The 13,344-nt window shown below is 37.4% G+C and carries 10 protein-coding genes; all 10 read right to left on the reverse strand.

Features of this window, described 5'->3' with window-relative positions:
• Positions 1-1,129: 1,129 nt before the first annotated feature.
• The 10 genes from ACFINC_RS05310 to pstC all read right to left on the reverse strand — a co-directional run bounded on the left by ACFINC_RS05310 (position 1,130) and on the right by pstC (position 13,295).
• The gene (locus ACFINC_RS05310; protein WP_375616409.1) at positions 1,130-1,483 is read right to left on the reverse strand and encodes a hypothetical protein; all 354 of its coding nucleotides are present in this window, start codon (positions 1,481-1,483) and stop codon (positions 1,130-1,132) included.
• 1,404 nt (positions 1,484-2,887) lie between these two features.
• On the reverse strand, positions 2,888-3,508 hold the full coding sequence (locus ACFINC_RS05315; RefSeq protein ID WP_375616410.1) for a ribonuclease D: 621 nt from the start codon (positions 3,506-3,508) through the stop codon (positions 2,888-2,890).
• On the reverse strand, positions 3,501-4,895 hold the full coding sequence (locus ACFINC_RS05320; RefSeq protein ID WP_375616411.1) for a M20/M25/M40 family metallo-hydrolase: 1,395 nt from the start codon (positions 4,893-4,895) through the stop codon (positions 3,501-3,503). Before ACFINC_RS05320 ends, ACFINC_RS05315 begins: the two co-directional genes overlap by 8 nt.
• 86 nt (positions 4,896-4,981) lie before the next feature.
• The gene (gene mutM, locus ACFINC_RS05325) at positions 4,982-5,857 is read right to left on the reverse strand and encodes a bifunctional DNA-formamidopyrimidine glycosylase/DNA-(apurinic or apyrimidinic site) lyase (RefSeq protein ID WP_375616412.1); all 876 of its coding nucleotides are present in this window, start codon (positions 5,855-5,857) and stop codon (positions 4,982-4,984) included.
• A gap of 285 nt (positions 5,858-6,142) precedes the next feature.
• A complete protein-coding gene (locus ACFINC_RS05330; protein WP_375616413.1) occupies positions 6,143-7,390 on the reverse strand; it encodes an aminopeptidase in 1,248 nt (415 codons plus the stop codon).
• 179 nt (positions 7,391-7,569) lie between these two features.
• Positions 7,570-8,406 (reverse strand): cell wall hydrolase, encoded by an 837-nt coding sequence (locus tag ACFINC_RS05335; RefSeq protein WP_375616414.1) that lies wholly within the window; start codon positions 8,404-8,406, stop codon positions 7,570-7,572.
• 586 nt (positions 8,407-8,992) lie between these two features.
• On the reverse strand, positions 8,993-9,715 hold the full coding sequence (gene phoU, locus ACFINC_RS05340; RefSeq protein WP_375616415.1) for a phosphate signaling complex protein PhoU: 723 nt from the start codon (positions 9,713-9,715) through the stop codon (positions 8,993-8,995).
• 21 nt (positions 9,716-9,736) lie between these two features.
• Positions 9,737-10,495, reverse strand: coding sequence for a phosphate ABC transporter ATP-binding protein PstB (gene pstB, locus ACFINC_RS05345; protein WP_012230692.1), 759 nt, complete (start codon positions 10,493-10,495; stop codon positions 9,737-9,739).
• Positions 10,496-10,545: 50 nt separating this feature from the next.
• Positions 10,546-11,838, reverse strand: a complete 1,293-nt coding sequence (gene pstA / locus ACFINC_RS05350; RefSeq protein ID WP_375616416.1) for a phosphate ABC transporter permease PstA — start codon at positions 11,836-11,838, stop codon at positions 10,546-10,548.
• The gene (pstC, locus tag ACFINC_RS05355; protein ID WP_375616417.1) at positions 11,835-13,295 is read right to left on the reverse strand and encodes a phosphate ABC transporter permease subunit PstC; all 1,461 of its coding nucleotides are present in this window, start codon (positions 13,293-13,295) and stop codon (positions 11,835-11,837) included. Before pstC ends, pstA begins: the two co-directional genes overlap by 4 nt.
• Positions 13,296-13,344: the final 49 nt, after the last annotated feature.

Here is a 13,344-nt window from a genome sequence, read left to right on the forward strand (position 1 = left end):
AGAGCAAATGTGTGTGGATAAATAAAACTATTAAAGGCTAAAATGCCACCTATGAATACTCTCAATATCAAAAATAGCGAGAACTGTTAAAATATTGAGAACAGCCAAATGCAACCGTTCTATTTAAATTCATACAAACAACGTTTTTAGCTTCATCCTTCGCATAACAAAATGTGAATAGCTCTTTGATTGTTTTTTCATCATTGTAAAGAATGCTTGTACCGCACAAAATAAGATCTCCACTACCCTATGGACTGCAACAAAATTACCATGCAATTTCATCACGCTTGCTCTTTGTTTTTAATTTAGGAATTTATTCCTTTTTGACATACTTACCATTTTTTTCTTCTCTCAATCTATAGTAAAGTCTTTTCAGAGCTTCAGCCTTATTTGTAGGCTATCATTTCATACTTCTTTACAAGACTAAATTGAAAAAAAATGCCTAAAGACAGACAACCGGTATGATAAACATTAAAACTTTATAGAAATCTCCTTAAAGCTGAAAAAATGAGAAATCTTTCTTAAAGTTTTCAAACATACCTTTCTTAAAAAATCATAGATTTAGCAGAAAAAATATCTGATATTTTGAATCATAGACAAATGAATATTTTATAAATTCTGTAGTCGAAGCATACCATCAAAGATCAAAAATTTAATATTTTTGTTTCTTCACGCGATTTTGATGAAGTATCCTCTCAGATCCTCTCTGCAAACAGCTTAGTTTCTTGTCGAGAGAATTTTTCTTAGCTCCTTCCCCATGTGATTCATTTAACTAAAGGCTCCCTCTGAACAAGCCCTACTCTAAAAACACTTAATCAAGGAGTTTTATATGCACTGTATAGTCACGCTTAAAATGACAGTATTTACAGCATAATAGCGTAACCCAAAATCCGGAGGCTATATTTATCCAAATCCATGAATTTTGTAACGAGGATTGCCATTATACAGAGTACTCTTGCACCGAAATCCACTTCCCCATATCTTTCCAAATAGTACTCTTCCCCCCTCCGTACACAATTATAATACCCTTTGCGAACAACTGCTCCTCCACTTTTCAAATGATAAAAAATATCTCCTCTCTTCAATTCCCGATCATACGTTAGATCTCTTGAAGTTGTTTTTTTACTTTTTAATAACTCATTGGACTTCGTGCAAATAGGTTTGGTCGTCCTCTTTTCCCTGATCCTCTTTTAGGATAATGACCTCTTTTTTTACCAGAATGTAACACAGGGACTAACTTAGCTGCTGTTATGCATTGGTTGTTATGCGTGCAAGAAAGTTCCATTTGAACAACTTCAGAGAAGATCTTGCTCAACTGTTCACTAGAAAAAAGATCTATAGGAGGAACAAGAGAAGGTACACCCTCTATTAACTTTTGAGAAGACAAGAAAGAAGCTCCCTGAGCTACAGAGATTGAAGCAAACGTAGCAAAAGCCGTAATAAAATATTTTATATTCATAAATTTAACCTCACAAATATCCATAATGGATTTTACCTAGTGTCTTCATTGCAAATTTCCAGAAAAAATAGCATGTTTATAGATAAAAAGTGAGAATCCTCAAAAAACAAAACTTTGAGGCATTTTAATTTTAAAATAAATGCAAATTGCCCCACTTTACAAACATAGAAATCACTTGTTTGGCAATGCATAAAAGCACAAAATATCGTCTGGGGCGAATAAACTACGCAAATGTCATATCAACATATTGATTTATAAATCCCCCTATTGAATGAGCACTCTCAGTATCATAAGATTATCTTATTTTAAATTCGCTCATGATACATTAAGCAAAATTATTCGCTTACATGTCATAAATGAGGTTGATATATGGATAAGACTCTTGAAAAAAGGGGGGGCTTCCGAATCTGTTTAAATACAAAAGCTATTGCAACATTTTGATTTAGTAAAAAGTGCTCTTGCTGACTTGTTTCTAGCAAACTTTTCTAGGAGTCGTTCCTTGCATTGTTCAGTATAATCGTGGTTATCTTTATACATTAATCATATAACATATTGATTTATAATAATAGTTTAGCGTTATTTATATTGAATGAGAACCCTGAATACCATAAGATTCTCTCATTCCAAATCTTTTTCATGTTGAATCAATCAAAACCATTTGTTTGCACGTTACAAGTTGGGAGAGCTGTGTGGAGTGAAACTGTACAATAAAGGACTAAAAATGCCTTTTATGAATCGTCTCCAGTGCCAAGGGTTGTCGCAAAATTGGATGTTGGCAAAATGTGTGATGGTAGCGGCTTGTTAACTCCATAAGCGTAAGATGGTAGTGTTCAATAGATTTTATATTGATTGGAGGCTTTATCGTTATATCTTTTATGAGCGCCACCGTAAAATAGACTTGAGTGCCGGTTTCTTAAAAAAAAGCACATGAATTAGCAACATAAATATATTCCGTTTAGGGCGTTCTGTTTTACACGAAGAACGTAAATCCATTAAAAAACATGAGAAACAAAAGCATGAAGCAATACGTAATCTCTATTATTTAACAGACATTTCTTTAAATACTTTTGAAAGTCGTAAAGCAAAATTAAAAATGATGGTAAAGATGAGATTTGGTTTTTACATTTACACATTCATATTCTCCCCCAATTAGGCTGTATACCGGTTTCAGAGATTTAAGCCTTCTAACCTACCGTATGTTTCCAGCCTCTCCTTAAAACCGCTTTTTTCAAATAAAAGCTGTTACAAACACAAAAAATATAAATTCGTCAATGTTACTTTTATTGCCTAAATTTCCATTGAAATAGAACTTAAAAATTATATTGTAACTCTTGAAAAGACGAGAGAACAAAAAACTGCTTGTATATTATCAGCATTTTATCCTCTCGCATTAACTAATTAACGCCATTTAAAAGCCAATTTCTAAAGTTAGCTATGCGCAAAAATATCAACTTCCGCCCATCCTAAAAGATCAAGCCTAGCTCTCATAGGTAAAAATTGAAAGCATGCCTTGGCAACACTTTCTCGCTCTTCACGTCTTAAGCGTTCTTCAAATATAACTTTTAAACGATGTAAATATAACACATCCGACGCAGCATATTCAATTTGTGCCTGTGATAACGTTTCTGCTGCCCAATCCGAAGATTGTTGCTGTTTAGAAATATTCACATTCAGCAATTCATTACAAACTTCTTTTAAGCCATGACGATCCGTATAAGTACGCGTGAGTCTAGAAGCAATTTTTGTACAAAAAACAGCTTCTGGCATAACACCAAATGTATGCGCTAAAATAGCAAGATCAAAACGCCCAAAATGAAATATTTTGGTAACCGCGTTATCTTCAAGAAGCTTGACCAAATTAGGTGCACTCTTTTGTCCTTTAGCAATTTGTATAATATCAGCAGTACCATCTCCGGAAGAAAGCTGCACAACACATAAACGATCACGATGCGGTTGTAAGCCTAAAGTTTCGGTATCAATCGCAATAGCATCAGTTTTATAATTGTCTAAGCTTGGTAAATCACCTTGATGAACACGAATCTCAGCCATTTACCCTCCTATTTGCTAAAGCTGCAAGAATACGCGCCCAAGACCGCTGCCCCTTATGAAACGATTTTAAATTATACTTTTCATTGGGAGAATGAATACGATCATTATATAATGCAAATCCAACCAGAACAGATTCCATATCAAGAATTGACTGAAAATCTCCCACAACCGGAATTGATCCCCCCATAGCGTCGAGTATAGCAGGATTGCTCCATTCTTGCGACAAAGCTTCTTTTGTGGACTTTATAAAAGGTGAATCATAAGGAATTTGAATTGCAGAAGAACCACCATGCCCCTTAAATTCAACAGTACAATCAGCAGGAATAAGACCGCACACATAATGACGGAAAGCTTGGCGTATCTTCTCTGGATCTTGCTTATGCACTAAACGAAAAGATACTTTCGCATTCGCTTGAGAAGCAATAACCGTTTTTATTCCTTCTCCTTCATAACCACCACTAATCCCGTTAACTTCTGCTGTAGGACGCGCCCATACAAGTTCTAAAATGCTCCGTCCTTTTTCACCAGCAGGAATGGAAAGTCCTATAGGACCAAGAAAATTTTCAGCAGTACAATTCAGGGCATTCCATGATTGCAAAATCTGTGAAGGTGTTTCTTCCACTCCATCATAAAAACCTGGAAGCGTTACACGACCATTGTCATCATGAAGTCCTGCTAAGATTTTTGTTAAAATATGAATAGGGTTGGCAGCTACCCCTCCATAAGCACCAGAATGCAAATCACGATCGGCTGCCGTAATCGTAACCTCTTCTCCTAAAATACCCCGAAGAGTAATACAAACAGATGGTGTATCAGCATCCCACATTGCTGTATCACAAACCAATGCACAATCAGCCTTAAGTTCATCCCTATTTTCTTTTAAAAAAGGAACAAGAGAAGGAGAACCACTTTCTTCTTCTCCCTCAAATAAAACAGTAACCTTAATGGGAAGTTGCCCCGTTTCTTTCTTAAATGCACGACATGCCTCAACAAAGGTCATGAGCTGACCTTTGTCATCAGAAGCGCCACGAGCACAAATAACTTTTTCTCCATCTTTTTCCTTTAATGAAGGATTAAATGGATCATCTTCCCATAAATTTAATGGATCAACAGGTTGAACATCATAATGTCCATAAAATAACACATGCAGACAATCATCTGAAGGTCCTGGATGATGTCCAACAACCATTGGATGACCTGGTGTATCACGCCGTGAAGCCTCAAAACCTATTGTTTTTAAATCTTCTACCAACCAATCAGCTGCTTTACGACATTCATCCTTATAAGCCAAGTCTGTAGAAATCGATTGGAAACGTAAAAGAGAAAAAAGGCGTTCAAGGCTCTTTCCTATATTCTCATCAAGATGTGTTAATACTTTATTCAGCATAAAAAAAACCTCTCAAGCCTCGTATATTCGTATAATTGTAAAAACCTGACTTTAAGCCTCTTGTAGGATTTTGCAAGACACCTTATTCATTTTTGACACTGTGAGCAGTAAAAACTTGAACGCCCAGCCTGTAAAATACGTATAATAGGCGCTCCACATTCCAAACATTCCTTGCCTTCTCGTCCATAAACTGAAAAAGCGTGTTGAAAATAACCAAGTGAACCATCTATATGCATATAATCACGTAAAGAAGAGCCACCAGACAAAATGGCTTCAGAAATCACATTGCGTATATTTTGTGCTAAAGAATCTGCAAATTCACGTGCACGTGTCGTTTTTGATGCCAATGTAAATGCACTACGTTGTGGAGATAAACGACTCCGCCAAAGTGCTTCGCAAACATAAATATTCCCAAGACCCGAAACAATAGACTGATCAAGTAAAACGCCCTTGAGAGACATTTTTTTATTAACAAAAGCCTTTTGTAAATAACGACCAGAAAACGAATTACTCATAGGTTCAAGCCCTAGCTTATTTAAAAGCGGATGTTCATAAAGCTTGTCCGTATCGACTAAAAGCATAAACCCAAAGCGACGCACATCATTATAAATAAGATGATAAAACTCACCATCCCTTGTCTGAATATCCATGATAAAATGGTCATGCTTAACCAATTTATTTCTCGTTGAAAAAGCTTTTCTCAAAATATCATGCTCTATACGCCATGAACCAGACATTCCTAAATGGCTTAAAATCGTTTCATTATGAGAAAGATGAAATAATAAATATTTCGCACGCCGACCAAGTTCTATAATTTTCCTGCCGATAAGGCGCTCAGAAAAAGCCTCAGGAAAAGGAAAACGTAAATCTCTGCGATTAAGTTTAATAGACACTATCTTTGCATTAGTTACAACGGACTCAAGTCCACGACGAACTGTCTCTACTTCGGGAAGTTCAGGCATTACTCTTCTTTAATAATTATACACTTTCCAATCGTATGACTGATAAATTGACTTCTTCCCCCCTCCTTTAAAAACGAAGACTCCCACAACATCTGGTCTGTAAACAATCCAGTTTCTTGTTGAGTGGCTTTCTCTTGGTTTCCTACTCATGAATTTACTCAACTAAAGACTCTACAATCAAGCCCTGCCTTGAATATACACCACGCACTTTAAAAATACTTAACGCGTTAATGAAGTTTACATACCACCCCACCTTAAATGACAGTGTTTTACGGCATTACAGAATTAAGCCCATTCACCCTTACGAAATACAGGAACTCTTTCATCATCCTGAGTAATGCCATCTATATCAATTTCACCAGAACCAATCATCCAGTCAATATGAATGACACTTTTATTACCACCACGCGCTGCAATCTCTTCTGCTGTCAATGATGCCCCATCTAAAAAGCATTTGGAATAACACTGCCCTAAAGCAATATGACATGCAGCATTTTCATCAAATAAAGTATTATAAAAAAGGAGATCGCTCTTAGAAATCGGTGAAGAATGCGGAACAAGAGCAACTTCGCCTAAGCGACTAGCCCCTTCATCACTTTGCAAAACCTGCTGCAAAACTTCCTGACCTGTTGATGCACGAGCCTCAACAATACGCCCCGCTTCAAAACGCATCTCAATATTATCAATCAGTGCTCCTTGATAAGAAAGAGGCTTTGTCGAACGAACAAAACCCTCAACCTTATGAGCATGAGGCGTGGTGAAGACTTCTTCTGTCGGAATATTAGGATTGCAAACAACACCATTTTGAGCTGCAGATGCACCACCATGCCATTCATGATCATCTGCCAAACCAACTGTTAAATCGGTACCTGGTCCCGTAAAATGCAAAGCAGAGAAACGCTGATCATTAAGCCAAGATGACCGTTGCTTCAAAGCTGCATTATGAACACTCCATGCATGCACTGGGTCCTCTTCTGTAACCCGTGAAGCAGCAAAAATTGCATCTGCTAATTTCTTAATCGCCTCATTAAGTGGTAAAGAAGGAAACATCGCCTCAGCCCATCCTGCTGTTGGATACGCAACAATCGACCAATTCATAGCAAAATTAGATATTTTTTTAAGAGCAGGCTGGTAAGCTAACGAAGTCGCCTTATTTAAACGCGCAACCTTGTCAAAATCTTGATTGGACAAGAGCAACGGATTATCACCAACAATCGCTAAACGTGCTGCCCCATTTTCATAAGCCTTCGCCATTCCCTCATAGAGCCAAGAAGGAGCACAATCAAAACTAGCCGTATGAGCATTTTCAAAACGTGTAAGCGATAACATATCATCACTAAAAATTGGTGTAATGACATTCGCGCCAATCTTATAAGCATGATATGCAATACGCCGAACAAAAGGGAGGGCTGAAACTGGAGCAGTCAAGACAAGATCCTGCCCCTCTTGTAAATTCAGCCCCACTTTTACTGTAATTTCTGCAAGACGATTAAGCATTTCAGGCGAAATTGTCTCATGAATATCAAAGTACATTACCAATACCCTTCTTTAAATAAAATGCGTTCTTTTCGTCGTCATATTATAAATTGTTATTCAATATCTTTTGAATTTACTTTCTCCACGTATAATTATGGATATCATGATCGCTAAAGAGTTCACTTAATTCATAAACTGCAATGGATTGTAAAAACACTTCTTTGGTCGTGCAAAAATTATCGGTTTGTGTACCGTTTTTCTAACATTGCAACAATTGCATTTAACTGATCTGATGAAGGTAACGCCATAATCGGTTTATTTTCTTCTTTCCTAGCTGGATGTTGAGGCGCATAGGCGGGAATGGGAACTTTATCAAGCTTTACCATAGCAAAAGATGTAGGATGGACAGTCTCGGACTGTGCTACCTTTGTCGAAGAAGACACACTCTTTTCTGTTGTTATTCCCCTATTTTCTAAACCTGCATCCATAAAGCTTGGTGCATTACCAGAACGCTCTTGAGCAAAAGCATACGCAACATCATAAGGGCGATTATTCGTAGGAATTTGAAGTGACCCATCGCGTGATCGTTTTTCATAAAAAGCATTTCCTCCCGCAACATGAACATAGTGCATGTTTTTATAAGGAAAAGACAAACCTGCCGTATGAAAAAACTTAGCGTTTTTAACTTTCTTATCTCGCTCACCCCGCAAAACAGCATCAGCAGCCTCTCTTACTCGAGCAACAGATGCTTTCTCCGTCATAGGACGCGTTAAAACACCAGGAGCAAACTGCTTATATTGACCAACAACACCACAAATCGTCTTAGGATAGGCGGTTGAATTAACACGATTCATAACAACCGTCCCAACGGCAATCATTCCTTCACGGCTTGTGCGATTTGATTCAAAATACATCGCACGCATAAGGCATTGGCGCTCTGTCAATGGATACGTAACTGTTTTTTCCTTATTATTATTTATTTTTCCAGTATCTAAATGATTTGAAGCGCACCCCACAACAACTAACGGTGCTACGCAACAGGTCACAAAAACATTCCAATGACTTTTTTTCATCTTATGCAACACATTCCTATAATCTTTAAGCTATTCAAATTTTGAAATGAGCTTTAAATATATCTCGAAATAAAGTATACAGCTAAGTGTTACCACTCAGTAAAATTTTAATACAAGTGGTAATAAAAAGTGTCTATGCGAAATAAAAAATTTAAAACTCTTAATTTATAGATCAATATTGTCGCTCCTCATGGGGAAACATAGGCCCATAAAACCCCTTACGTTTCAATCCAAAGAAAATAATATGCTTCCCAATACGCTCACCTCATTCTACATACGAAAAAGATTTAGGTATGAAAACTTTTTGCATCAATATTGAAAAAAACAATACAGATATCCCCTTAATATAAATTTTAACAAAATAATCAGAAAGAAAACTCCCCTCCGGTCACAGTATGAATAATGATATCATTCAATAGACAAATATGTCAAATCAAGAGTTAACAACCTGCCATGCTCCTCTGAAAAATTTTTATTGCTCCTTTGTGCTGTTTCATAATATATCATCATATTCCCCTCCTGTAGCTATACTGTAAGAAAATGCCCCATAGATCTACAAACCTATTTTATACATCTAAGAAAAATTTTAATCTATTTTCTTCTCTCCTACCCCAACTTTATAAGTAAGATCATCGCGAGGACGATCAGAAGACATATGATAACCCGTTATGATATAATGCAACATTTCAGCAATATTGGTAACATGATCACCAATTCGTTCAATATTTTTTAAACAAAACAGTAAGTGCGTACAAACCGTAATATTGCGCATATCTTCCATCATATACGTCAAAAGTTCACGAAAAAGAGAAGTATACAAAGCATCAATCTTTTCATCGCGCTCCCGCACAGCGTCAACACGCTCTAATAGGCGACTCGTATAAGCATTTAACACTTCTTTTAATTGATTGAGCGCTAAAGCTGTAATTGTTTCAAGTCCATGATAAAAGGACGCAGATTGACGTATTTCTGAAAGTGCAACAGTCCTCTTAGCAATGTTTTTGGCCATATCCCCAATCCGCTCAAGATCAGAAGAAATACGAATAGCTCCAATAATTTCACGCAAATCGACAGCCATCGGCTGGCGTTTGCATATAATAGCAACCGCTTTTTCATCAATGTCACGTTCTGCTTCATCTAAAAACACATCATCGGCAATCACTGTCGTTGCAAGTTGAAGATCACTACACACAACCGATGCGATAGAACGTTCAATCATCCTTTCTGCATGGCTCCCCATTTCTGTAATCCTTACTCTCAAATATTTTAGTTCTGCATCATAAGAACGGACAGTATGTTTCATAGACATATCTTACACTCCTCAATTCACCTATCCAAAACGCCCCGTAATATAATCTTGCGTCCGTTGCTCTTTTGGTGAGGTAAAGATCATTTCAGTCGCACCAACTTCTACCAAATGCCCTAAATGAAACATAGCCGTATATTGAGAAACACGTGCGGCCTGTTGCATGGAATGTGTTACAATAACAATTGTATAATTTTGCCGTAACGCATCGATAAGCTCTTCAATCCGTGCTGTCGCAATGGGATCAAGAGCTGAACAAGGCTCATCCATCAAAATAACTTCAGGACTAACCGCAATAGCACGTGCAATACACAAACGCTGTTGTTGTCCCCCTGATAAACTTGTTCCAAGATCATGAAGACGGTCTTTTACTTCTTCAAACAAACCTGCTTGCCTCAAACTCTTTTCAACCACATCATGCAATTCAGAGCGTGTTTTAACCAAACCGTGAATGCGTGGACCATACGCAACATTCTCAAATATAGATTTTGGAAAAGGACTAGGCTTTTGAAAAACCATTCCAACACGAGCACGCAATTCTACAACATCAATCCGTGTGTCATAAATATTCTCCCCATCTAAGGTAATAAGACCCGTTATTTTAGCACCTTCAATTGTATCATTCATACGGTTAAAACAACGCAAAAAAGTTGACTTCCCGCATCCTGATGGACCAATCAAAGCAGTCACTTGATGTTCAGGAATATCAAGTGTAATACCATGGAGTGCCTCTTTGTCTCCATAAGAAACCTTCACATCCTGACCACGCATTTTAATCTTCATTACAAAACTCACCTTACAAAAATCTTATCGAAATTGTTATTTTATTAAAATTATTGGCGGCATTCAAATCGTCGACGTAAAAAAACCGCAGAAATATTCATGATCGCAAGAAAAATCATTAATACAATAATAGCCCCTGACGTCTTTTCAACAAAAGCGCGCTCTGCTTCACCTGCCCACATAAAAATTTGAACAGGCAACGCTGTTGCTGGATCCATGGGAGTCGTAGGAATATTAACAACAAAAGCAACCATTCCAATCAAAAGCAAAGGCGCAGTTTCACCCAAAGCCTGAGCTACTCCAATAATTGTACCTGTCAAAATACCAGGCGCAGCTAAAGGAATAACATGATGAAAAATCATTTGTGTTTTTGATGCCCCCAAACCTAAAGCTGCTGCACGAATAGAGAGAGGAACAGCACGCAAAGCAGAACGTGTTGCAATAATAATCGTGGGGAGAGTCATGAGCGCTAAAACAAGACCTCCAACAAAAGAAGCGGAACGTGGTAATCCCAAAAAATTAATAAAAACCGCGAGTCCTAAAAGACCAAAGACAATCGAAGGAACAGCTGCAAGATTATTGATATTAACTTCGATAAAATCTGTAAATTTATTTTTACGTGCATATTCTTCCAAATAAAGAGCCGTTGCTATGCCTATCGGAAGTGAAACCAATAAAACAATGCCTATCATATAAAGAGAACCAATAATCGCAACCCCTAACCCAGCAGTCTCAGGACGACTTGAAGCGCCAAGTGTAAAAAAACCAACATTAAATGTTTTATAAAGCGTACCATCATGCGCTAAACGCTTTATCCATTCTATTTGCCGATTAGAAACTTTACGGTTTTTTTCTGCTACATGCAGATCAATCTGCCCCTTATAAGCAGAATCGATATCCGCAGCTGCCAAAACTTTGATTTTTTGCATTGTGCCAATCAGTCTTGGATTCTTTGTCACCATTTCACGGAGTTGAACACGTACACCACTTGAAAACATACGGCTAACATCCCGCAGAGAGGCTCGATCATTTTGATCGATATCAAGTTTCTTGGCTAACGCATTGCGTACAAGAATTGGATAATTCGCCATTATGAGGACCTGTGGATTTGTTTTATGTTGACCACCTGGATCAATAATCTTTTCATCCAAATAAATCGATAATGTCATTTGACTCTGCAAAAAGGCTGTATAACCTTGACTAATGATAGACCATAAAAGCGCAAATAAAAAAAACAAACCAATAAAAATGGCAATCAAACCATAGGCACGAAAACGACGTTCAGCCCAATACCGACGTTTGAGGCTAATATTGCGACGAGGCAAAAGAATTTTTTCATTCATTCATATTGTTCCCGATATTTACGCACAATATAAAGAGCTAGAATATTCATCAAAAGTGTCATGACAAAGAGTGTCATTCCTAATGCAAAAGCCACCAAAGTTTGTGGAGAGTTAAACTCAAAATCACCAGTCAATTGATTAACAATCTTAACTGTCATCGTCGTCATTGCTTCGAAAGGATTGAGTGTTAAGTTTGCAGCAACACCCGCCGCCAAAACCACAATCATTGTTTCACCAATTGCACGCGATGCTGTCAACAAAATTGCTCCCATAATCCCTGGAAGCGCTGCCGGTATAACGACTTTCTTAATTGTTTCAGATTGTGTTGCTCCTAAACCATAAGAACCTTCACGTAAAATGCGTGGAACAGCTGTTATAACATCATCCGACAAAGAGGAAACAAAAGGAATCAACATAATTCCCATCACAACTCCAGCAGTCAAAACACTTTGCGCCATAATAAAACTAACCCCGTCTGAGAGAGAAGCAGAGAGATCTCGTAAAAATGGTCCTACAACCTTCAAAGCAAAAAAGCCATAAACAATCGTTGGAATGCCAGCAAGAACTTCTAACAATGGCTTCACAATTGCTCGCAATCGCGAAGAAGCATACTCGGCCATATAAAGAGCTGAAAATAATCCTATAGGTACAGCAAAAAGCATGGCAACAAATGCAATATAAAGCGTACCAGCAAGAAGTGGTATTAAACCAAATTGTCCTACTTCACCGCTTGAACCGCTCGCGGAAAAACGCGGATCCCAAACCGTTCCTAAAAAGAAATTTGAAAAAGATACAGACTGAAAAAAGCTTATTGTCTGAAAAAACATAGAAAGTGCAATGGCTATTGTCGTCAAGATAGCAACGATAGAAGCACAAACCAGTCCAATAATAATCAAAGATTCAACCTTATTACGCGCACGCTGATGAGGAGCAATTTGCATTATTCCACAGATAAAACCAAAGAATGCAATAGCAAAAAGGAAACCATAACCAATGAACTGAAGCTTTTCAGAAGAAAATACCCATGACTGTGCCATTTTGTACACATCATCCGATACTTCATCAGGTAAAACAAATCCCTTCGCGAATAATTGTGCCTGCACTGTCTTATAGGAAGCGGTAGAAAGATCCCCTTCAAAGTGATGAAGCATTTTGGCAAGACTTCGAAGAGTCTCCCAAAGTAGATCATGATTTACAGGCTCTGTTATATGCGCACTATATGCCTCAAGCTCTTGAGAGGCATTATATTCTAAATAAATTGTACTCCCAGCATCCCAAAAAATTAAAAAAATAAAAGCTGGAATAACAGTAATCAAAAATGTCCACCAGCCATAATAATACGCACGAGAATGCATTTTATGTCGTCTGTATTCAAGAAAGCGTGCGCGCATATAAGAAATACAAAAGCCACAAAATCCAAGAATTAATAACAGCAAAATAATGAAGGAAATGCGCATTTTATCTTTCAGTTTTTATAAAAAAATAACACCCAAATTTCCTATCCCA

This window comes from Bartonella sp. AP58NXGY (genome assembly GCF_042195785.1).
GTDB lineage: Bacteria > Pseudomonadota > Alphaproteobacteria > Rhizobiales > Rhizobiaceae > Bartonella.